The sequence below is a fragment of the Paracandidimonas lactea genome, from assembly GCF_021653995.1.
Taxonomy (GTDB): domain Bacteria; phylum Pseudomonadota; class Gammaproteobacteria; order Burkholderiales; family Burkholderiaceae_B; genus Allopusillimonas; species Allopusillimonas lactea.
Map to the genome: position 1 here is coordinate 240157 of NZ_JAJJOZ010000001.1, position 20484 is coordinate 260640.

The following is a 20484-nucleotide window of genomic DNA, read 5'->3' on the forward strand; positions in this document are numbered from 1 at the left end:
CGCCACTGGTTATTCTTGACGTAGTAGTACGCCCCGTGCTTTAGGTACACGGATGCGGGGAGATGACGGTCCTTTGTCCGTGGGCGCATGGCCGAACGAAGCCTCCATAGCTGCTCGCAGCACAACCGGTGTGCCGTCGGGCCTGATCTTGTAAGGGATACCCAATTGTGCCAATACGTGGCACTGGCTGGATTTGCGTGTTTTGCCGGTAACGCTCTCCAGCTCGGCTGGCGATAGTACGAGCATACTGCTTCTTCCTCCGTTACTCGGCCTGCGCATCACGTTTGCCTGCTTGATAGCCCGCCTGAAACCCCGCGTCGTAGCACTGGGCTGCATAGGTCGTGACGCGCGGTTCGTTCCAGACCGGGAGCGCCGATTTGTCGCGGTAGCACGGTTCGGGTAGGGGTGGTAGTTCTGGGGTGCTCATGGCGCCTCCCGGTCAGGTGCTCTCAGCAGCATGTTTTCGATCGCATGTTCGAGAATGGTCCTGCCGCTGGGCAGCAAGATCTGGCCGAGAAACGCACCTTCGAAAGACAGAATGCCAGTCTCAATCGCAGTGATCTGGCCTTTGATCCAGTCGCGAAGGATCGAATACACGGCCACGCTGGCAATGTCCATCGCCTTGCGTTCGTATTGCTGCTTGGTTCCTGATCGGCGCGAGTTCCACGGGTTCTCTTTCAGCCAGGCCGCCGCGTAGCCTTTGGTCGATGCTTTGACGCTGACCATCTGCCCCCGGTACTCGAATTGGACGAGCAGCTCGCCGGCGGCATCGTCGACCATGGAACCGAACTTGGAGCAGCCGAAGCCGCGCAGTAGTTTCTGGATCTCGCCCAGGGCCTTTTCGCCGCTGGTGGCGGTGCTGTAGGGAAGGGTCATGCTACGATCACCTCGGACGATTGGAGATGACCATGACCGCTTGCGATTCGTGCCTGAAGTTGGACGGAATGCCGTCCAGCACTCCGCCGCATGACAAACTTTCTCCTTCGGGCGTGAGCGCCTTCGGAATCCCGAAGCAGGATATGGTCAAGCGAGATACTCAATGGAAATGCACGGCTTGCGGGACGTGGATGTATCAGGCCACTGACGCCGGCGATCCACCGAACTTGTGGAGGACAGGCGAGCGCCCGCACGATTGGCCGGTCACATAGGCCGTTCTTTCGAGTCTTCATAGGAACTCCACCGGATCTGTCATCGACAGCAGGAACAGAAAGCCGTAGCCGAATCCCGCAGCGAAGATGCCAATAGCGGCCAGAATGAGAAGTGCGATTTTCATGGCTCACCCCGCGATCCGGTGGCGCGTCACACCGACTACGCCTGGTGGCAGGTTGTCGTTGCCCACGGCCTCCAGAAATGGCGTCTCGCCGCCATTGTTGGCTTTGATGTAATCAACCTCGACCTTGGCCGCGTTGATGACGACCTGGCTCATTTCGCTGATGGCTTTGGCTTGCTCGACGGTCAGCTTGCCGTCCTTGAGCATCTGCATGGCCTCGAACAGGCCATCGCGCAGATCACTGATGTTTTTCGACATGATTGATTCTCCGGTTTAGGACGGCGCGGGCGCGGATGGCGTCGCCAATTTCCTTGGGGTAGCGGTGCAGGCTGTTGCGACGCATGTTTTCGGCCAGGCTGATGCATTCGACTCGGTCTAGAGTGATCTGCTCGAGGATGTTGGTTCGCATGCCAGGCTTGAAAACGACGATGTGTTTAGGTGGCACCGGTCCGTTGGCTTCGACCCAGACGAGCTCATGCACGCCGCGCCAGCGCATGCTGTTGCTGCCCTTGTTGTTGCTGATCTTGCGTTGCAGTATCCCGCTGGGGTCGAGACGGTAGGCGCCAATTGGAAGGGTGTTGTGTGGGTTCTGTCCTACCTTGAACTGGGTGTGCGCCATACGACCAGGTGCATAGCCCGGCCGGCGGATACCCTTGTTGGCCGGTATCAGTCCCGGCTTGAACCTGTACTCGGCCCCTAGGTTGTCGCCATGGCGCAGCCGGCATGCATGCGGGCTGTCCAGATACGCTGGCGACTTGACCAATCCCAGCCTACGCGCCTTCGCATAGACCTGCGTGAGCGGTCTACCCAGTGCCTGGGCGATCCGTTCGGTGGGGCTGTCTGCGTAAAACTTGCGCAGGATCTTCACCTCGATCTCCGTCCAGGGCTTGCGCGTCATGCCAGGCCTCGCTCGAGCTGGCGCAGTCGGCGTTCGATTGCTCGTACGACCGTTTTTTGGAGGTCGGGTAGGGCGAGGGCAGCCAGACATTGCGCGCGGTCAAAGTGCTTTACGCGCCGGATGCGATCCTCGGCGGCGACCTCGTAGCAGTCGCGCCCGCTGTAGGTTGCGACATAGAATGGATGCGTTTCGGTGTTCATGCTGCCTCCTTCACGGCCTCTGACTGGGCGATCGCGCCGCCGGCGAGCCATTGGCACTTGACTTGGGGAAAGCCGCTCATATTGGGCGCGGACTTGAATGTGCCAAAGAGCAGCGCCGTGTCGATCTGGCCGTCAGTAGCCATGGCGTCAAGCCCATCGATGAGGTCGGCACGCCCCTGCAGATCCAGGACGTCTACCCGGTCCAGTGCCACCATACGCAAGCCGGACAGTGACGCTAGCGCCAGTGCAATGATGGCGTCGGCGCGCCAGCGCTCGGACTCGGACAGCAGGCCGTACGGACGCTCGCCAGCGGCGATCATCATGTCTGTGTCGATGGTGAGGTGGGGCCAGTACAGGGCCTCGGACACGTAGCGCAGCGCCTCGCGCATGGGTTCCAGCGCGCTTTCCAGGATCTGGGCGGGGATGCCGGCCGGAGACAGGGCGTCGATCGCTGACTGCCAGTCCAGCGCTTGCTGGTGCGCGGCGGCTGCCGTGGCGGTGCGGTGCTGCGCTTGGGCGGCGGCCTGTTGATTGGCCACCAGCGCCTGCAGTTCGCCGCTAACCTGCGCGAGCTCCTGCTGATACCCGGCCAGGATCGTTCGCACGGACTCAACCTCGCTTTCGCTGCCTCGCTCAATCGACTGCTCCAGGCGGGCGCCAGCGGCCTGGGCGGCAGCGATATCGCGTTTGTCGTTGTCCACACTGCGTTGCATGAGGTCACGTGCTTTACGCGCCTCGGGCAGTTTGGCGGCGGCTTCCGGGTTACCCTGGGCGTCAAGTGAGCCATGCTGGGTCTCGTACTGGCCAAGAGCCACCAGAATGCGGGAGTCCAACGCCGCCGGAATGTCGAAGCTGTTATTTCCTTGGTTGTATACGTCATCCAGGCACGCGGCCAGGTCATGCACAAGCCCCACACGCGGGCCCGTACCAGCCTGGCCCTCCAGGATCTTGACTTGGTCAGCCCACTTGAGCAGCTCGTCCTGATCACGCTCGAGCTTCGCTTGCAGGCTCTCCAGTTTGGCGAATGCCTTGCCGTCGGCTTCGCGGCTTTCCTCAGCGGCCAGCCAGCTTTTAAGTTTCTGCTCGGCGGCGCCCAGTTTCGTTTGCTCGGTACCAATCTTGCCTTTGAGGATCTCGGCGCGCGTCTTGAGTTGCTCGATCGCGGTGGTATCCACGTCAGGCGAGATCGCTTTCCACGACTGGGCCTTCACGTGGCCATACGTTTCGCCGGTGGCAGCCTTCCAGGAAGCTTTGGCGTCGCGACAGCGCTCCTCGGCGAACTTCGCGGCAGCTGCGAAGCCGGCGCGCAGCATGGGTGTAGAGGCGTCGATGATTTCGTCAGTCAAGCCACGCTCGCGCATGGCCGCGATGATGTCTTCCTTCTTGCTGCTAGCACCCGTGAGTGCGAAGAGCAGCTGGCGCCGTTCGTCGGGCGAAGCCGCCGCGAATGACGCTGGCTCCAGACAGTAGGGCAGGGCGAGAGCCATCGGCTCCCACTGCGCCTGGGTGTGGCCGTGGCGCAGCTCCTGCTTGCCATCGGGGGCGGTGAAGGTGGTCGCGCCACCCTCAATCTCGATGGCCACGGACCCGGCCTGCTCGCCAGCGTGCACCAGCTGGCCAAGATCCTTTTTTCTAATGACGCGTTCGGGCATGCCGAGGAAGGCGGCGCGTACGGCCTCGCGGACGCTGCTCTTGCCGGCGGCGTTCGCGCCGGCAAATAGTGTCACGGGCGTTGTGAGGGCAGTCTCAATGTGCGTCACGCCGAGCAGGTTGTCGATGCTGATGCTGGTCAGTTTCATGACGCGATCTCCGCATAGTCGCCATCGGGCACGATGACTACGTCGCCGCGGATCGCGTGCGTGGTGCCGGGGCGGCAGTTCTCCCAATACAGCTCGGTCGCCTTCTGGTTGATCGGCAGGTCGTTCAGGTAGCCCGCGTCGTCGATCAACATGACGTGCAGCGGGTTGCCAAGGTGGCGCAGCATGACGGGCTCGAGGGTGTCGGCACCGATCATCAGCTTGACGTCGTCCAGGGCGTGAGGCCCTTCCAGGTGGATCTCGGTTCCGTCGGTGCGGATCAGCTTGCGGATGATGGTCATGATTGCTGGCCCTCCGTTTCGTCGGCGTCTTGCTGCTCGCCCGGGTTCTCTTCATGCCAGGCCTTCCAGCCCTTGACCCACTGAATGCACAACGGGCCGGCCATGACGGGGCAGTCAGTCTGCGGCTTGCCTTCTTCGGCCGCGTCGTAGCCGTCATCCCAGGCCTGGTCCAGTTCTGATTGCAGGGGCTGGTGCTCGATCGCTGCAGGCTTGAATTCGGCGTCCACGACATCGCTGTCATCGTCCATGCCGTCGCCATCCTGGTCGGTGTATTCCTTGCCCAGATCCATGGAGCGCTGGTCGCTCTCGCCCTGGACGTCATCCATCCCGCCGGTGTGCTCGCTGGCGTCGGCCACGACGATCAAGCACGCATGGCCCACGCTGTCGAACAGGTGGTGGCGCCCCTCGCTGTTCTGGTTTATCTTGAACTGCGCCTTGATACCGTCCTTACTGGTGACCGATTCAAGGTCGCCGATGACGGTCGTGCGGTTGTTGCTGGCAATCAGGTGCACCGCCATCTTCACGTTGTATTCAACGCGATCGCGCAGCCGGTCGATGATGTCATCCTGCTTGGATTTGGTCAGGCTCGCCCACGGCTTGGGCAGCAGCTTGATCTCCTGGACCAGCGCGGAGAGCAAGTCGCGCCCCAGGCTGTCGGCGGTCATTTCGCGGATGTCTTTGGGCTGCTCGGGCTGTTGTTCGGGCTTCTTCTTGGCCATGGTCGTTTACTCCAGGTTGGCGGCTTGGCGGCGGCTGCGCGCCGCCGTGGCGGTGGGTTGCGGTTTGGTCTGTTCGGGAGGGACGTGGCGCACGCCGTCGAGCTCGTCCTGGCGCTGGCGGTAATACTCCTGCAAGGCTGCGTGATGCTGCGGGTTGGTGTCCTGGATGAGGTCGGCGGCGACGTCCAGCGTGTCGTGGTCCTGCGCGACGCGCAGCGCATGACGGACCTTGGCGTGATCGGTGTACTCATCCGCAGTAGGTGCCGCGTCGGATTGCTCCGCCTGTGGCGCCGGTTTACCGGCCTCGCCTTGAGCTTTCTCGCGGGAGGAGGTGGTGACTTCGCCGGTGTCCGGGTCGATGGCCTGATCCTCGTCTTCCTCTACCGGCGTGATGTAGTCGCCCTCCAGGACGTTATCCAGCGCCTGAGAGCGGCCGGTGCTGCCGACTTCGTCCAGCGCTGCAGCCTGCGCAAGCTCAATGGACACCGGTAGGTATTTCACCAGGCGGCGCAGCGCTGTTTTGCGGCCCATTTCGGCGTAGTGCTGGCCCCAGACTGTGCTGGACTTGTCGCGGGCGAACTTGTAGTTCTGGCTGGCGTCGCGGATCTCGTTGATCTGGTCCGCGCTCATGACCTCGAAAGCATGCCCGCCGCCCACGAGCTTGGCGACCGCATAGAAGGCGATCACCGGCCCGCGTCCGCTCATGGCTGGCTTGTGCACGAGCGTCTCTTCCAGCCCGTAGCTGTACTCGAAGTGGTCGTTCGCGCACACTTCGTGCGCGGCGATGCTCACGATCTGGCCAGAGCGGCGCGCGAGGTCAATGAGGCCCTTGTAGCCGAGCACGATCTGCACTTCGGTGACACCCTTCCTGCGATTCTCGAAGGGGATCAGGTACGCGTGGCCGAGCGGCGTGTTCGGCTCCAGCCCGAGCTGCGAGCAGTGAACGACGGCGCCCATGAGCGATTCGACGCTGCAGTTCATGAGCTTGGGGGTTGTGCGCAGCGCGCCCAGCGCGATCTTGAGCATACGGTCCGCACTGACATGCTTGGGCAGTACCGCTGCGATGGCGCCGCGCTGACTCTCGAAGAATTTCTTCACACTGCCGATGCCGGCGTCGCGCGCGACCATCTTGGAGGTCTGCTTCAGCTCTGCGAGCGAGGTAGGATTTGCAGCCATGGTGTAAAGCTCCTTGTCTGATTAATGATCGATGTCTGTCATTGCCCATGCGGGCAGGGATACGGGCTGGATGCCCTCGGGGTAGCCGGGCCACTCCCCCGAGCTCAGGCACTGCGCGTAAGCGCTGACGTTGCGCCGGTATTCCGCGCGGCCCTGTTCGAGACTCGCTTCGTCCAGCATCACGGCGCTGGCCGCGTATGGGTATTCGGTTTCAACCGCCAGGAACACGAACGCCAGGACATCGACGTTGGCAGCTGCTGCATAGCCGTCGGTGTAGTACGCCGCCTGCACGTGATATCTCATGCGGGCAATCTGACGGGCGAACTCGACGGGGGCGGCATTGCTGTACGTTTTGACGTCCACCAGGATTGCGCGCCCCGGTCCCGCGTCATGCACCCAGTCCGGCCGACAGCGGCAAAGCACGCCCGTGCCCGAGTCTCGCCAATAGGCGGACACTTCCGGGCGCCCGCGGTCCAGTGCATCGCGAATGTCTGGCAGCCGACGTACACTCTCGGCCTGCCGCAGCGCCGTCTCGCGCTGCTCGTGCGTGATGATGGTGCGACCTTCATTGTTGGCCAGCCATTCGCGCCACCAAGCCATGGCACTCAAGGAATCGCTACTCGGATTCTTGGCGTTCCACTGCGCGCTGGTCGGCTTGCGCGGCGCGTCTGCAGGCAATACGGCATAGCGCTTGTCGAACTCGGCGGGCTCCAGAATGGCGCAGTGCGCGAGGTGCCCGGCCAGACGCGCGGGCGTCTCGTCGTTCTCTTTGGGCGGGCGGTTCGGGTCCAGGTACTCGGCAAAATAGTGCGCCGGGCTGCGTTCGATGAGGTCCAGGCCGGTCTTGCTGATGCCGGCGCCGCGATGGTATTGCTCGATGTCCTGGTCCTCGATGATGCCAAGTGGCTCGAGGCGGTCTGTGAGGACGTTCATGCTCACACCCCCATCGGCACGTTGGCCGCAACGAACCAGATGATCAGGGCGACGGTGCAGTAAACGGCCACCAGCCCACGTGTAGACGGTGCCGCCTGATGCGCCGGCTGCGGGACCGGAATCGTCAGCAAACGATCATCATTGGCCGCCTTGCGCCGGGCGCAGGCGGGGTAACCATAGATCTCTGTGGGGAAGGCCGGCTTGGCCTGGACGGCCTTGGCATAGGCCGGGTGGATGACATGGCACGCACGCCGGCGGGCCAGAGTAAAGCGGGGGTTGGTTTGCATGGCATCTCCACAAATTAAGCGTATCGCTTAACGTGAATATTAAGCGACACGCTTATTTAAAGTCAAGCGAATCGCTTAATCTGTGTGAGGTGCCGTATTGCTAGATTGGGGACACTGTTTTGACTCGATCTAGGCTTCAGCTGTCGATCTGTTCGGGATGAAGAGCGGCGAAGGCTTTCTCATACGCCGTGACGAGCAACGCACGCTGCGCCGGCTCTGCAAGGTTTACAAAGCATTCTCCATCGTGACTGCTTGCAAGCAGGAGAAGGGCCCAGAGCTGGGCCCGTGGGTCGTGTGGGTTGGTCGCGGTGTAACGTCCAGACGCCCGATTGCGTTCAGGCAATTCTTCCGTACAATTCTGCATTGCTGCCTCGTCCTTCAAAAACAGGGGTAGTAGATGTATTCACGCCCCGGAGCTCTGAACCTCCGGGGCGTTTCTTTTTGGGTAGCTCTATATTGCACTGTGTAAATATCCAGTGCAATAGGCGTCCGGAAGCGACATCGAAAAACGCCAGTGGTTATGCGGGTTTTTTGAAATGTAGGTATTTACCCTATGCGCAGCAGGCGCTCCTGTCGCTGGGAAAATTATCGGCCGGGACTGCCGGCGCCATTGTGCGGAACAAAGGCCAATACCGGCACTTTGCACGTATATTGCCGGTATTATGCGCGGCTATCCTGCGGCGCATGGACAAGAAAGAAGCGCCCGAAAAACTGGATGTTCGCCTGCCTGGCGACCTGCGTGACCGCTTGAAGGAAAGGGCAAAGCGCGAGAACCGCTCGAGCAATGCCCAGGCGGTGCATTACATCGAAGCCGGCCTGAATGGCATGGACGCCGAGGAACTCGCGCGCAGGATTGCCAGCATGGACGCCAAGCTAGATGAGCTGCTGCGGCGCTTGGACGGCCGGCGCGGGTAACAGGCCCGGTGGCTCGTGTTTTGGCAACGCCACACGACATACCGGCAACGTACATTCAGGAAAGATCCGAAGTGCTGCGCCGCCTTGCCGATTCCGTATTCCTTCCCCTAAACTACGTCGATGCTTCTGCGATGGCGACGCATTTCGCCGCCTGCGTCATACGTACTTGGAATAACTGTATTGCGAGCCATCAGATATGTCTGTACAAAGCAGCGGTGCCGAGGACCTTCAGGGCGTAGCCTCGTTTACACATGAGTCCGAGCAAGCACGCGAGAACGGCAGCGAAGGTGGTCGTTCGACGAGCATGACCAAGTCTGAGCTGACACGGAAGATCTCAGACCTCGCTGACAAGCTGGACGAGGCGGTGAGGCGCTGGCTGGGAGACTGAAGCCGATCAACGAAGCCCTCCGTCGGGCCGCAGGTGTCGCCAGTCGAAATCCAGCCGCTCAGACCGGTGTATAACTTCCTGAGCCGATTACGCCACAACAGTGTGACATCGGACGTCATCGCGGGCCCGCTTGGCCGCTTGTAAATCACTTTGACGCATTCAAACTGCGTCGCATATCGCACGACGGCCTCGCGAATGTCCGCGAGGAATGCTGAATCTGAGCTTGCAACCTGGCGGCCCTCATGACGGGCGATCAAACCGGCCCGCGCGTGATGGATGGTGATCGTTTCCATAGCAACTCCTGAGCATTAATGAGTTTTGATTTTTACACCAGGTCAAGCAATCTCGGGATTTTTGATTCCATGGCGTGCGGCGCTCGTTGGTGATGGTCGCTTCTGGGGGGGGCCTACTCCAGCGGGTGGCGAATATTCGCGGCAGCCAATTTATTCCAAGGCTTCTGGTGCGGTAAGCGCAGGAGGCTAACGCGGGCGAACATGAAAATAGCCCCTCACGGAGGGGGCTATACTTCAAAGGTGGTACGAAAGTTACACAGTAGTGTTTATGATTGTGCCTTGGGTGAACGACCGTGTGGATGATATTTTAATCGTCGGGTGGGTATGGCCAAGGTCGCTTAATCTGTGTATCGATGTAGATCGTTTCCAACACATTGAAGAGATCTGCCTGTGCAAGAGCGATTTTCATAACGTCGACGTGATCAATCGAGAATTTTCTCGTATACGAACGGCTTTCGAATTTTTCATGACCTGTAATAACATCCATGAATTTTCCGACGGATGTCGAGGCCTGATCGAACCGTTTTTCCATCTTCACAAGTACTTGAAGTAGTGAATCGAGTCGCTCCAAACCTTGCTTGATCTTGATTTCTGCTGATCTGGCGTCGTCGGTGCTATTCTTCAGTTCACAAAAATAGTACTGAGCCTCGTCGGTCAGTTTTTCAGCACGCTTTATCAGTTCATTTATCAGGCTACGGATTTCTTTGCGTGTCTCTCTGCGGTCATTATCACGTGAGACAACGACCCATCCGATTGCGACGATCAGTGGCGCCAACGCGGGTGCGATATACGAACGAAATATCTCTACACTACTAAGCGGATCGGGGGTCATAGCAATTACTGCACTGTTGCTAGCTTGCCATCCTCATCCTGAATGTATTGCCAGGCTCGATCGACGTACATGCGCTTCCGACCGGAAACTATGAGGCGTTCACGCAGCACATTCAGGCGGTAACCCGAGCGGACCAAGCCACCAAAAGCTTCCTCAAGGAAAGAAGACCCTAGACCTAAGGTCCCATCGAGATTTACCGACACCTTGTCGAACGAGCCCAGTGCTGGCAACAGAACCTCTTGGAGGAATTTTTCTCCGGACCATGGGCCGTCAGTACGATACCTTCCCGCGGCGAATGGCGAAAAATCGCGAGCGATGTTGATCACTTTATCCATTTCCTGAACTCTGCGAGCCAAGCGCTTTAGCGTTGAAAGTCCATTGAATTAAGGTCCCCATGATGGACATTTCATGGTCAAGAATTTTTTCCACGCCCGAGCTACCACTATGCGTAAAGATGCCGCGATCGCTGAAAATTCGCAATCCGCCGGATCCTGCAGATTTGACTAATTCTAGCATCTCGTGCAGCCCCTTGCCCCGATTGTCTTTCCCGGTTCTCGTGGCTCCCAATTCGATCGCTGCTTTTATGTACTTGGCATCTAGAGAAGTGTCCGCGCCAAGGCGCTGGAGTATCGCTTCAACAGCGTAACTAGCCCATCTGCCGATGATCGGAAGGGTGCGACGAATGCCAACTCCCAAGTCACACACAGACAGATAGACCACGCCTTCTTCATTGTATTCAGAAAAGAGCCACCAATCTTTTTCAGTACGTATCCCGTCGCCCCGCGGTTGTATGTACGCATGATGCACGGCATTCGTAATGGCTTCCTGCATGGCGCTGAGTAAGTCGAATGCCAAGTCTTCTCCCAAGTGACGTTCAAGCTTATTCTTCAAGGGCGCTAGGCTTGTTATGTCAACATCGCGACCAGCATGATATGTCCAATTTCGAACGCGATTGTGGCCAATGTGGAGTCGTGGAGAGACACCAAACTTCGAAAGTAGGCCGATATGTTGAAACAATTCTTCTACAACTCGATCCCGTGGGCGGGATGCTCTAATGGTGCAGCGTCCTGAACGTGCGGAGATAAGTCGTTCAACTTCGGCTACAAACAGTAGGGTGCCGCATGGATGTAATAGCCGAACTGGCGCTAAATCCAAAAAAACGTCGGAGTAAGATCGAGCGGCCCGATGGATGCGTCTAATAAAGGTCAATAGCTTTTTTCTATCTGACAGAACTATCAGTGAGAAAATCTGAGGCGCGGATATCCGCGCTGTTCGCCCATGGCGACGAACCTTTGATGTTTTGGACGTGATCGTGAACAGAAGACAGCGTTTGGCAAACTGCCGATACATCTGGCGCCGCTGCGCTCGCAGCATACGTTCTTTAGCAAGTTGAATTCGCCTTATTTTTGCCTTAGAAGTAAGCTTTTTCATTGTTCTGAGATCATCGTTAATGCAATAACAACGGCTTTCGGCGGGGGCCGTCAAGCCATCATTTCCGTAAGAAACTCTTCCGCCCACTATCGGTGACGCAATATGTCCCGCCCCGTGTCCCTGTGCAGAACGTCCCGCTGCGGCAGTCGCAGCTCGTTGCTGACTTTCCTTTCGGCTTGGTCACCAAGCTCTGTGCGGGTGCGCGAGACGTCGGACATATCTTCTTGCTGGCGCTGATCGACCCGTCGTTGCACACGAACTTGCCGGCGGCGCAGTGCGACACGCCGCCTTTCTTGCCGGAGCAGGGCGTGTTGCGGACTTCAGCTGGGTTCGCCAACCAGGACCCAACGAACAGCAGCATAGCGCCGGATAACCGCCAAGCCGTTAGCTTGTATGGCATGCGTTGCAACACCAATAACAGCCGTTGATTTTTGCGTTTGGCCATTGGTATTTGGCGTAAGCGACTGCACCATAGCAGTCGTGATGCATGCCGAGATCTTTCTGGCTCGAATTCAAGGGCATGTATGAGCAGCCAATCGTTGCGTTGTGCACCTCAAAGTCGCCGTTCGCCTGTTGGTTGGTGTTGATGATGAACCTTGGCACGTGTGTCTCCTTGTTGAGTTCTGAATAAATTCTGATCGCCATTTGGCGAGGAAAACTGATCCTTACGGTTGTCGACAAAGCCGACGATTGCAAAGACCGCCAGAGCCAATAGGGCGCCGGCCCAGATCCCGGCCAGTAAATAGTCCTCGTTCATTCCTTAACGTGTATGTCAGGCGCCCGCCGGAGCATGAAACAGCACACCGGCGCCGGATCCCGTCAGTGCGGCCTGCACCGACACGTCGGAGAGCATCACCTGAAAGGTGCGGTCCTTGTGCGAGGTCATGCTGGAGTACACGATTGGCGAGCCGTCAACGAAGGCAGACATGGCGTCGAACTTGAAGTCCTTGCCGATATCATTCTTAACACTTACCCCAAGGCGGATATCAAGCGCGGTTGCGTGCATCTTCTTCTTGGCCCCGTCCAGGCGTTGCTGGATCTGCTCCGGCACCACAACGCTGAGCAAGACCGACTCGTTGGATATCAGGTTGATGTGCGCCGGCGATGCGGGCTTTCCTTCCTTATCCTTGTCCAGGTAGACGGGGATCTTGAAATGGGCGTACGAGTCCATTTTCTGGCGAAAGCACTCGACGAATTGCGCATCCTGAAAGATCCCGGGAATTTGTTGCTGCGTCTCGACCAGGGAGGAGGAGGGCTTGCGCGAGTCCTGGTAGTCCGCACAGCTGGCCACTTCAACGTACAGCGCGCCAGGCAACACCTTTGTGGGGCCGCTGAGCAACTCGCTCAGACTGACCTGCGTTTCTACCGTTGCCTTGCAGCCGGCCAACGCCAGCGTGGATAGCAAAACAGCAGCGAATTTTCCTGTTCTCATATGCGCTCCGTCGATCTACACCTTTAACAATTATTTAACATGTTTTGTTACTAGCGAGGTAAAAAAATCAGCCCTTGTCTCGCTCCGCCTCGAAACCGCGCAGGATGATATCGAAGGCGTCGTCGGCTTGGCGTTGCTGCTGCGGCGTGAGAGCTCGGATTCTTTCCACGGTTGCTTTCGTGAGCGGCCACGGTTCGCTTGAAGGCTCCGCCTTGTGTGGCGCAGCATGGTTCGTATCCATCCAGCCTAGTGGCTTTCGCATGCCGGTTTCCAGCTTGCGCGCGGCCTGGCTGCCTAGGTTACGCGCACGGCCCGTCTTCTTGTCCACAGCGCGATTACGAATCTGGCTGATGTATTCGGGAGAAAGTCCGCATGCCTCGGCTAGCGCGTCGGCGGTTCCCGCTTCTTTCACGAGCGTTTCAAGGTTTTCGAGGCGTAGTTCGGCAGCGGATTTCATATGCACGCCATTACAAAGCAAAACGCTTAACAACTGAAGGAGCGAAATGCTTGAGATGATTAAGCGAATCGCTTAATATGTTGGCATGAACCTCCTCGACTTTGTTAATCAGGAACGCGGCAAACGCATGCAACTCGCCATTGCAATCGGCGTCCCGCCCATCCTCATCTCTCAATGGGCCAACCGGAAGCGGCAGGTCCCCGCGGAGCGCTGCCCCGACATCGAGCGGGCCACCGCCGGCGCGGTCCGCTGCGAAGATCTGCGCCCAGACATCGACTGGTCTGTTCTGCGCACCGCGCCTCCCATCACACGGGCCGAGCTGCAGGAGGGCGAGCATGCGTGAAATCCGCATCAATGCGTTCGTCTTCCACGCAAACGCGACCGTTGCCGAGATGGATACAGAGCTGGACGACTTCTGGATCAGCTTGGGCCCCGGGGTTGGATATGCGCGATTCATCCGCCAGCACCCAGGCCAAGCGCACTTCCTATTGCAGCAAGTGCGGTCGGGGTGTTCGCCAATCCCAGGTCCACTAGTTTCAGTGCGAGGTGTTTTGTGGTCTCGGCGGGCAGCTCTCGAAGCTGATCAATCCATCGCTTCTTATCGGGTTGAGGCAAGTCGGACTGAACAATCTTGTTCTCGATCAGCGTCTTCAGAGTGTCGTCATGGATCTTGATCGTGACCACTCCCAAGATAGCGGACAAGCCCCCGTCGTCGGCCAGGAAGTCCAGGCCGCGCGCCGTGATGCGAGTCGCTCCAATGATCTGGACATAACCGTCGCTGAGCGTTCCTTGCAGGCCATGCTCAAGAAGCCCGAGCTCCGCGAGGTAGAACACATTCTTAATGACCAGGTCCGTGTCCGGGTCGATAAATTGAAGTTCTTCCGGATAGCCACTTGGGTAATAGTTCGCGAGCTCCGTAAGAATCTTTCGCTGCAGATTCCGATCGAGCGTCATAAGAATCCCCCCGTCGTAGAAGAAGGTCGTGTGAGAGCTTCCGATTCTACGACGTGCGGGGATCCCCATGGCTCAGTGCACCTGCCTGACACTGTCGTCCAGCTCGGCCAGCGCCACGTAATCGAGCTCGACGCACAGCTGCCGGAACACCTCGGCCACCACCACGGCGGGCGCCCGGCCCAGCGCTGCGCGCGTGATATTCCGAGCCTGGGCCAGCAGGCCCGCCATCTTCCGAGTGTGATCGTTCGCGCCGGCGTCTCTGGCCGGCAGCGGCGTCGCGTCCATTCGAACTTCCCATCCCTCTCAATTTCTTTATGGCGCCATTGTCCGGCCGCCTGGAGCATTCGTCATGCGTAGCCTGTCGCACACCCTGATCGGAATCCTTCGCGAAGAGATCTCCGAGTACCGCCGTATCAACCGTATGTCGCGCGAGACCATCGCGGCCAATATCGTCGAAGCGCACGAGCGCCTGGGCGCTGACACGTTGGCCAACATCCGGTTCGAGCCGAAAACCACCGACGCCTTTGAGCGCATGAAGGTCAACGCCGACCGAATCTTTCGCTGGCTCGATGACGAGACCAAAGACAACAACCTGGTACCGGCCAACTTCCTGCAATCGGTCCTGGCGGGCGTGCCCGAAGAAGTGCGCCGGCGCGCGCTCGACCGCATGCTGATGCCACTGGGCTTTGCGGTACGGTCATTGACCCTTCCGCAGGCCCTGGTGCCATTTTCAGCGTCAGTGGCTGTGGATCTCATGCGCGAGCAGAACGAAGCCGCCCAGGCCGTCACCAGTCTGATTGACGGGCACGACAAGCACGAGCTCGAGCACGCGCATCAGCAGATATCCGAAGCGATCGACGCCGCCAATCGGACGCGCGCCATGATCGAGGCGCAGATGGCCGCCAGCGAAGCGGTGAAGGCAGGGTAGCGCTATGGCCGCATCACTGGCCCGCGCAGCTGCGTTGCTGTGTGGCAATCCACGATTTCAGGCATATCTCGGCGTCGACAGTGTGGACGCTGCTGCTGCCCACGTTCGACGCGTGTGCGGCGTCTCATCGCGTCGTGAGCTGGATAGCGACGCTGAGGCGGCGAAGCGGTTTCATGAGCTTCGGCGGCAGTTCGCTTATGGGGGGCACCCGTGAATTATTACCCGCACCACATCGGCGATTACATCACCGCCACGGCGCACCTGACCATGCTCGAGGACGGTGCTTATCGCCGCCTCCTCGACTTGTACTACTCGACTGAAAAGCAGCTGCCGCGCGATCGAAAGGCGCTGTATCGGCTGGCCAGAGCCCGCACCCAAGAGGAACAGGATGCCGTCGATATCGTCGTCGAGGAATTCTTCGTCGACACCGATGATGGCTGGTTTCACTCGCGCTGCGACGAAGAAATTGAGAAGGCCCGGGTTTCCAGCGAACGATCTCGCGTCAATGGAAAGAAGGGCGGTCGGCCACGGAAACAGGAACCCGCAGATATCCCGCTAGGTTCCTCTGATACTGAAAACCAAAACCCAGAAGAAACCCAGCAGGTTATTTCTAGGTTATCAAATCAAAACCCAGAACAAACCCAGGGCGAACCTAGCGATAACCTGACCCCAAAGCCCCCAATAACCAATAGCCAAGAACCAATAACCAAAGATAAAGCAGCAGCAGTTATACCTCCACCAGAATCGCGCGAGGCTGACCCGCCTGCTGCGCTGCTTGAGATCGAAGACGTTCCGAAACCGCAGGGCGACCCGGTCCATCTGCGCGCGATCGAACTGACCGCCTTGCTGCGAAAGCGCGGGGCCGCATTACAAGCCTCTGACCCGCGATTGCGACGATGGGCATCCGAAGGCGTGACCGATGCACAAGCGCTGCAGGCGCTGGAGCTCGCCCAGCAGCGGCGCGAGACGGCCGGAAGCGCCGCGCCGATCAATGCGGGATACCTGGACTCAATCCTGGCGGATGTGATCGCCGAGAAGCCGGCGACGGGGGCCGTCCAGCGGCCGGCGATCGACGACTGGTACCGCACCGACGCCGGTATCGAGCGCAAGGGGCGTGAGGTCGGCCTGTTCGCCCACGGCGGGGAGTCCTACGGCTCGTACCGCGATCGCATCTGGCAGCGTATCCGCAGCCTGGAAATCCAACCGGAGGCAACCCAGTGAGTGACTACGCAAAGGCGAGCCGTGCCGTCAAAACGAGCGCAGCCGGCAGCCCCGTCCCCATGGCTCCGACCGGGCAGTGCGTTGTGCCGGGCTGCCAGCTTCCGGCCACTATGACCGCCAGCACGACCGGATCGAACGAATGGCATTGCCGGCTGCACTTCAACGCGGACTATGCCAGCCGCGATGCAATCACCGCGATGGCAAACAATCGGATCGGCGCCTATCGGCTGGCTCTGCGGTGCATGAACGCACCATTGGCTGCACGCATACCGTCCCAGGTCAAGTCGCTGCTCGCGCAGCTCGGTCGCGAAGACCTGCTCAAAGGCGCCAAACCGCTGTTCAAGAGCGCGCCTCTGACGGCTCGGGCGCTGGGCATGCACATGCTGTCCGTTCTCGACCAGGAATGTCGCAAGGTGCCCGTTTCAGCGACGCATCTGGACCAGCGCGACGGCTACGACTCCTGGCTACGGGCCGGTGATATCGCCAAAACAGAGGTCGCGCCATGACCGTCCAGTGCATCGCCTGTCGGCATTTCAACCTGCGTGGCGCCGGACAGATGGCCCGCCAAGGCTTCGGACACTGCGCGCTACGGGGCAGCGCCGCGGTGTTCCAGAGCGCCACGTTCGAACGTCTTTGCCCACGGTTCGAGGCCGTGGACGCCGATACGGTCGCCAAGCGCACCACATGGCTGAACTGGGAAAGGCGTCGATTTTTCGAGGAGATTCTCAAGCATGACCAAACATGACCGCAGCGGCACCGCAGCCGATACCCGGCCGATACGCAGCACCCAGCGCGCCGTGAGTTTCATGGTGCCCGGCAAGCCGGTGGGCAAGGGCAGGCCACGGGCCGCCAAGCGCGGCCGCCACATCACGCTGTACACGCCTGAGGAGACGGCGTCCTACGAGTCGACGGTGGCGCTGGCGGCTGGCCAGGCGATGGCCGGGCAGCCGCTCATCGATGGGCCGGTCGACGTGCTCATGCGCATCGCTCTGCCGGTACCGGCCTCCTGGTCGCAGAAAAAGCAACGTGAAGCCCTCGCCGGCACGCTGGTACCCACGGTTAAGCCGGACATGGACAACGTCATCAAAGCCGTTTTCGACGCCATCAACGGCGTGGTCTGGAACGACGATACCCAGGTAGCCGACCTGCGGGTGCAGCGCCGCTACGGTGCCGCGCCTGGTGTTTCGGTGGTGGTGATGACGTTGGAGGGCTATTGAGATGCCGATACGGGACATAGGTCTGAAGGACCTGAACCAGGCAGAGCGTGTTGAGTACCGGGCTAAGGTGCGCGAGCTGTCATGCCTGGCGGTCCAGAAACTGCGCGAGGACTATGGGCTCATGGCGGCGCGTGATCCGCAGAAGACAGAGACCCATGCGGTTATCCGGCTAATTCTCGAGCTGACCGGCCGCACCAGGGGCTCCCGCTCGGACGAGGCGCTGCTGATCGACTTCCTGCGCGGCCGGATGGATCGTGGCACGCCAGCTGCGCCGCGCGCGCCGCGGCCATTTCGTCCGCTACAGATCAGTGCTGACATGCGAATGAACGCCGCGCGGGCCGCTGCGACCCAGCCCACGATGTACACGCCCAATGGCGTGGGCATCGCAAACCAGTACAGCGAATTTTTTGTGTTGAAGAAGGAACAGGCATGACCACGACATGCGAGCCATTGTTTCAAAGCGCGCACGCCGCGCTGGTGTACGCATTCAACTATTCTGGCCAGGCCTATGATCGGCCGATCATGAACCGTATGGCCGACGATCCGGTCGAGGCGGTGTCAAAGGGCCTGTCCGGTCTCGATGGCGCCGGCCAAGCCGGCATGATCTTCAACAAGCTGCAGCACCTGCCGCCGCTATACCAGTACATCGTGTTCGCTACCTACGCGCCGCGCTCCATTCCCTGCAGCTGCCGGTATCCATGCTGCTCTGGCCACAAGCGCAACGAGTTCTGGCATGCGTGCATTCGGCAGATCGAGGAGGCGGCGATTACCCAGGCGCTGCCCGGGTGTGTGTCGCACCGGGTGCTTCGCCGCGGCATCATACAGCGGGAGTTCGGTGATAAGTCGCTGTCGCTGGCCGAACTGGCCGAGAAAGCTGGCGTACACCGGGACACCGCCACCAATCACGCCAGCAAGATACGGGCATGGCTTCACGGACAGAAAGCGAAGTCCGGCCATGAGGCGGTGGCGGGCGTCAAAACAGCCGCGCTTCGAATGATTGCTCAGATTCTCGCCGAGGATGGACTGGTAAGTCCTTGACCATTCCGAGTTTGTATCCGAAAATAGCGCCAATTATGCAATTCTCGTAATTGCGTCCAGATAGAACGAACCCCGCCTTGAGCGGGGTTTTTGCTTAGTAGTTGAGATTCTTATTCAACCATTCGTTCACTTCGGTCGGGCCGAATCCTTGCCATGGTTGTTTGAGCGTAATGATGTAGATATGATCATTTTGGTCGAGGAGCGGCCGCAATGCGTTATACACATCGTCAGGCGTTCCGAAATGCGTAATCGCGTAGCTCGATTCGGAGAGCCTCGCCCAACTGGTGCCGGTGTTTTTGATTTTATCTACGATCGGCGGACGGTTGATTTCTCTATTCAAATCATAGGTTACTAGATAGACGGTCATCTTCTTGTTCCTATAAAGTCGTGGAGATTTCGTTTTATATCTATTTGTTACATATAGGCATGAGCGTAAACCTCAATTGACCACAAATAATGTCGTGATATATGCCCCGCAAAGACAAAGCTCGCGCCGCGTCTAGCGGCCGCATGACACCCAGGCAAAAGCGGTTCGTCGACGAGTACCTGGTCGACCTGAACGCCACTCAGGCAGCAATCCGCGCCGGGTACAGCCCCCGGTCGGCCAAGCAGCACGCCGACGTGCTCATGTCCAGGCCACATATTGCCGCTGCCATCGCAGCCGCGCAGGCCGCCCGCACCAAGCGCACCGAGGTAGACGTCGATTACGTGGTGCGGCGCCTGGTCGAGATCGACCAGATGGACGTCCTGGACATCATGAACGATGCCATGGATCTCAAGCCCGTCAGCGAGTGGCCACGTGTATGGCGCCAGTACCTGTCAGGGTTTGACCTGGCGGAGATGTTCGAGGGCCGGGGCGAGGACCGCGATCTGGTCGGGATTCTGAAGAAAATCAAGTGGCCCGACAAGGTCAAGAACCTGGAGCTGCTCGGGCGGCATCTGGGCATGTTCCGTGAGCATGTCGAACTCACGGGCAAGAACGGCGCGCCCATTGAACAGGTTTCGATTGACACCAAGGAATTCGCAAAGATCGCCAAGGAGATGCTGAGCAAGGTTTGAGGCCCCCGATATGAACACATTCAATGATCTGACAGATCAGGAACGGTTCGTATCGCGGGTGCTGGCCAGGGAGGACCTGTACTACTTCTCGCGGTACATGTTCCTGGCCAGGCGCAACTTCCCCTGGATGCGCTCGGATCACCACCAGGTCATCTGCGATGCGCTGATGCGCGTCTACCGGGGCGAGTGCAAACGGCTCGTTATCAACGTGCCGCCGCGCTACTCGAAGACCGAGCTGGCCGTGGTCAACTTCATGGTCTGGGCGCTGGGCAAGAACCCGGATGCCGAGTTCATCCATACCAGCTACGCGGCCACATTGGCGGTGCAGAACGCCGCCAACGCGCGCGAGCTCGTGCGTCACGAGGAATTCCAGCAGGTTTTCCCGAACGTACAGATCCGCTCGGACAGCGCCGCCAAGGGCGACTGGAAGACGGAGCAGGGCGGCGTCGTATATGCGGCCGGCTCGGGCGGCACGATCACCGGCTTTGGCGCCGGCAAGGCGCGCCCCGGGTTTGGCGGCTGCTTTCCGGTGGGCACCCGCGTATGGACGGAAGAGGGCTTATTGCCCATAGACCGTATCGTGCGCGAGCGCATGGCGATCAACGTGTGGTCTTTTGACTACGCTGGAAAAATGGTTCTTCGCCCTGTGACCGCTTGGCATGAGAACCCGCCCAACGACATTGTGCGGATTACGTTCGATGATGGCGCGACAGTTGAATGCACCCCAGATCACCGATT

At 59.5% G+C, this 20484-nt stretch carries 33 protein-coding genes and 1 pseudogene; 11 read left to right on the forward strand and 23 right to left on the reverse strand.

From position 1 onward, the window contains the following. Positions 1-9: 9 nt before the first annotated feature. From LOL23_RS19030 to LOL23_RS01090, 12 genes are all read right to left on the reverse strand, one after another. Positions 10-336: a DUF4224 domain-containing protein gene (locus LOL23_RS19030; protein WP_369414072.1), complete on the reverse strand. Its 327-nt coding sequence runs from the start codon at positions 334-336 to the stop codon at positions 10-12. Further along, positions 263-427: a hypothetical protein gene (locus LOL23_RS01040; protein ID WP_237172999.1), complete on the reverse strand. Its 165-nt coding sequence runs from the start codon at positions 425-427 to the stop codon at positions 263-265. Before LOL23_RS01040 ends, LOL23_RS19030 begins: the two co-directional genes overlap by 74 nt. After that, entirely contained in the window at positions 424-876 is a 453-nt protein-coding gene (locus LOL23_RS01045) for a hypothetical protein (RefSeq protein WP_237173000.1), read from the reverse strand. The genes LOL23_RS01040 and LOL23_RS01045 overlap by 4 nt, the downstream gene beginning before the upstream one ends. Before the next feature lie 400 nt (positions 877-1276). Then, positions 1277-1528 carry a hypothetical protein gene (locus LOL23_RS01050; protein ID WP_237173001.1) on the reverse strand — a complete coding sequence of 84 codons (252 nt, stop codon included), beginning with the start codon at positions 1526-1528 and terminating at the stop codon, positions 1277-1279. Then, on the reverse strand, positions 1509-2168 hold the full coding sequence (locus tag LOL23_RS01055; protein ID WP_237173002.1) for an HNH endonuclease family protein: 660 nt from the start codon (positions 2166-2168) through the stop codon (positions 1509-1511). Before LOL23_RS01055 ends, LOL23_RS01050 begins: the two co-directional genes overlap by 20 nt. Continuing rightward, positions 2165-2368, reverse strand: coding sequence for a hypothetical protein (locus tag LOL23_RS01060; RefSeq protein WP_237173003.1), 204 nt, complete (start codon positions 2366-2368; stop codon positions 2165-2167). The genes LOL23_RS01055 and LOL23_RS01060 overlap by 4 nt, the downstream gene beginning before the upstream one ends. Continuing rightward, the gene (locus LOL23_RS01065) at positions 2365-4167 is read right to left on the reverse strand and encodes an AAA family ATPase (protein ID WP_237173004.1); all 1803 of its coding nucleotides are present in this window, start codon (positions 4165-4167) and stop codon (positions 2365-2367) included. Before LOL23_RS01065 ends, LOL23_RS01060 begins: the two co-directional genes overlap by 4 nt. Next, positions 4164-4466, reverse strand: coding sequence for a hypothetical protein (locus tag LOL23_RS01070; RefSeq protein ID WP_237173005.1), 303 nt, complete (start codon positions 4464-4466; stop codon positions 4164-4166). The genes LOL23_RS01065 and LOL23_RS01070 overlap by 4 nt, the downstream gene beginning before the upstream one ends. Further along, positions 4463-5185, reverse strand: coding sequence for a cell division protein FtsK (locus LOL23_RS01075; RefSeq protein WP_237173006.1), 723 nt, complete (start codon positions 5183-5185; stop codon positions 4463-4465). The genes LOL23_RS01070 and LOL23_RS01075 overlap by 4 nt, the downstream gene beginning before the upstream one ends. Positions 5186-5191: 6 nt before the next feature. Continuing rightward, positions 5192-6361 (reverse strand): recombinase RecT, encoded by a 1170-nt coding sequence (locus LOL23_RS01080; protein WP_237173007.1) that lies wholly within the window; start codon positions 6359-6361, stop codon positions 5192-5194. A 21-nt stretch (positions 6362-6382) separates the two neighbouring features. Continuing rightward, on the reverse strand, positions 6383-7294 hold the full coding sequence (locus tag LOL23_RS01085) for a PD-(D/E)XK nuclease-like domain-containing protein (protein WP_237173008.1): 912 nt from the start codon (positions 7292-7294) through the stop codon (positions 6383-6385). 2 nt (positions 7295-7296) lie between these two features. Beyond that, positions 7297-7581 (reverse strand): hypothetical protein, encoded by a 285-nt coding sequence (locus LOL23_RS01090; protein WP_237173009.1) that lies wholly within the window; start codon positions 7579-7581, stop codon positions 7297-7299. Positions 7582-8265: 684 nt separating this feature from the next. Between LOL23_RS01090 and LOL23_RS01095 the strand changes: the two genes are divergently transcribed. Continuing rightward, a complete protein-coding gene (locus tag LOL23_RS01095) occupies positions 8266-8496 on the forward strand; it encodes an Arc family DNA-binding protein (protein WP_237173010.1) in 231 nt (76 codons plus the stop codon). 228 nt (positions 8497-8724) lie between these two features. Here the strand turns inward: LOL23_RS01095 and LOL23_RS01100 are convergent, their stop codons facing one another. The 8 genes from LOL23_RS01100 to LOL23_RS01130 all read right to left on the reverse strand — a co-directional run bounded on the left by LOL23_RS01100 (position 8725) and on the right by LOL23_RS01130 (position 13329). Further along, on the reverse strand, positions 8725-9177 hold the full coding sequence (locus LOL23_RS01100) for a hypothetical protein (RefSeq protein WP_237173011.1): 453 nt from the start codon (positions 9175-9177) through the stop codon (positions 8725-8727). A gap of 307 nt (positions 9178-9484) precedes the next feature. Further along, complete coding sequence (locus LOL23_RS01105) at positions 9485-10009, reverse strand: hypothetical protein (RefSeq protein ID WP_237173012.1); 525 nt, start codon at positions 10007-10009, stop codon at positions 9485-9487. A gap of 5 nt (positions 10010-10014) precedes the next feature. Beyond that, positions 10015-10344, reverse strand: coding sequence for an STAS-like domain-containing protein (locus LOL23_RS01110; protein WP_237173013.1), 330 nt, complete (start codon positions 10342-10344; stop codon positions 10015-10017). Further along, on the reverse strand, positions 10337-11440 hold the full coding sequence (locus tag LOL23_RS01115) for a hypothetical protein (protein WP_237173014.1): 1104 nt from the start codon (positions 11438-11440) through the stop codon (positions 10337-10339). The genes LOL23_RS01110 and LOL23_RS01115 overlap by 8 nt, the downstream gene beginning before the upstream one ends. A 58-nt stretch (positions 11441-11498) precedes the next feature. Next, on the reverse strand, positions 11499-11885 hold the full coding sequence (locus tag LOL23_RS19180) for a YdcA family protein (RefSeq protein ID WP_500797214.1): 387 nt from the start codon (positions 11883-11885) through the stop codon (positions 11499-11501). Positions 11886-11993: 108 nt separating this feature from the next. Beyond that, positions 11994-12197, reverse strand: a complete 204-nt coding sequence (locus LOL23_RS01120) for a hypothetical protein (RefSeq protein ID WP_237173015.1) — start codon at positions 12195-12197, stop codon at positions 11994-11996. A gap of 15 nt (positions 12198-12212) precedes the next feature. Further along, positions 12213-12872: a DUF7424 family protein gene (locus tag LOL23_RS01125; RefSeq protein WP_237173016.1), complete on the reverse strand. Its 660-nt coding sequence runs from the start codon at positions 12870-12872 to the stop codon at positions 12213-12215. Positions 12873-12939: 67 nt separating this feature from the next. Then, positions 12940-13329: a hypothetical protein gene (locus LOL23_RS01130; protein ID WP_237173017.1), complete on the reverse strand. Its 390-nt coding sequence runs from the start codon at positions 13327-13329 to the stop codon at positions 12940-12942. Between the two features lie 85 nt (positions 13330-13414). Between LOL23_RS01130 and LOL23_RS01135 the strand changes: the two genes are divergently transcribed. Beyond that, positions 13415-13672: a transcriptional regulator gene (locus LOL23_RS01135; protein WP_305072113.1), complete on the forward strand. Its 258-nt coding sequence runs from the start codon at positions 13415-13417 to the stop codon at positions 13670-13672. A gap of 110 nt (positions 13673-13782) precedes the next feature. Here the strand turns inward: LOL23_RS01135 and LOL23_RS01140 are convergent, their stop codons facing one another. Beyond that, positions 13783-14283 (reverse strand): hypothetical protein, encoded by a 501-nt coding sequence (locus LOL23_RS01140; RefSeq protein WP_237173018.1) that lies wholly within the window; start codon positions 14281-14283, stop codon positions 13783-13785. A 72-nt stretch (positions 14284-14355) separates the two neighbouring features. Next, complete coding sequence (locus LOL23_RS01145; protein ID WP_237173019.1) at positions 14356-14568, reverse strand: hypothetical protein; 213 nt, start codon at positions 14566-14568, stop codon at positions 14356-14358. Between the two features lie 64 nt (positions 14569-14632). On the opposite strand from LOL23_RS01145, the gene LOL23_RS01150 reads away from it, so the two are divergent. The 7 genes from LOL23_RS01150 (at position 14633) to LOL23_RS01180 (ending at position 18687) form a co-directional block, all read left to right on the forward strand. Continuing rightward, complete coding sequence (locus LOL23_RS01150) at positions 14633-15211, forward strand: toxin YdaT family protein (protein WP_237173020.1); 579 nt, start codon at positions 14633-14635, stop codon at positions 15209-15211. A gap of 210 nt (positions 15212-15421) precedes the next feature. Continuing rightward, on the forward strand, positions 15422-16432 hold the full coding sequence (locus tag LOL23_RS01155) for a YdaU family protein (protein ID WP_237173021.1): 1011 nt from the start codon (positions 15422-15424) through the stop codon (positions 16430-16432). Beyond that, entirely contained in the window at positions 16429-16938 is a 510-nt protein-coding gene (locus tag LOL23_RS01160; protein WP_237173022.1) for a hypothetical protein, read from the forward strand. The genes LOL23_RS01155 and LOL23_RS01160 overlap by 4 nt, the downstream gene beginning before the upstream one ends. Further along, positions 16935-17177 carry a hypothetical protein gene (locus tag LOL23_RS01165; protein WP_237173023.1) on the forward strand — a complete coding sequence of 81 codons (243 nt, stop codon included), beginning with the start codon at positions 16935-16937 and terminating at the stop codon, positions 17175-17177. Before LOL23_RS01160 ends, LOL23_RS01165 begins: the two co-directional genes overlap by 4 nt. After that, a complete protein-coding gene (locus LOL23_RS01170; protein WP_237173024.1) occupies positions 17164-17649 on the forward strand; it encodes a RusA family crossover junction endodeoxyribonuclease in 486 nt (161 codons plus the stop codon). Before LOL23_RS01165 ends, LOL23_RS01170 begins: the two co-directional genes overlap by 14 nt. 1 nt (position 17650) lies before the next feature. Then, positions 17651-18082: a hypothetical protein gene (locus LOL23_RS01175; RefSeq protein WP_237173025.1), complete on the forward strand. Its 432-nt coding sequence runs from the start codon at positions 17651-17653 to the stop codon at positions 18080-18082. After that, a complete protein-coding gene (locus tag LOL23_RS01180) occupies positions 18079-18687 on the forward strand; it encodes a DNA-binding protein (RefSeq protein WP_237173026.1) in 609 nt (202 codons plus the stop codon). Before LOL23_RS01175 ends, LOL23_RS01180 begins: the two co-directional genes overlap by 4 nt. Before the next feature lie 94 nt (positions 18688-18781). On the opposite strand, the gene LOL23_RS01185 is transcribed toward LOL23_RS01180, so the two are convergent. Continuing rightward, a complete protein-coding gene (locus tag LOL23_RS01185) occupies positions 18782-19054 on the reverse strand; it encodes a hypothetical protein (protein WP_237173027.1) in 273 nt (90 codons plus the stop codon). Positions 19055-19197: 143 nt separating this feature from the next. On the opposite strand from LOL23_RS01185, the gene LOL23_RS01190 reads away from it, so the two are divergent. Together LOL23_RS01190 and LOL23_RS19035 are read left to right on the forward strand one after the other, a co-directional pair. After that, positions 19198-19746, forward strand: coding sequence for a terminase small subunit (locus LOL23_RS01190; protein WP_237173028.1), 549 nt, complete (start codon positions 19198-19200; stop codon positions 19744-19746). 253 nt (positions 19747-19999) lie between these two features. Continuing rightward, a pseudogene (locus tag LOL23_RS19035) lies at positions 20000-20479 on the forward strand (hypothetical protein); the annotation flags it as partial. Positions 20480-20484: the final 5 nt, after the last annotated feature.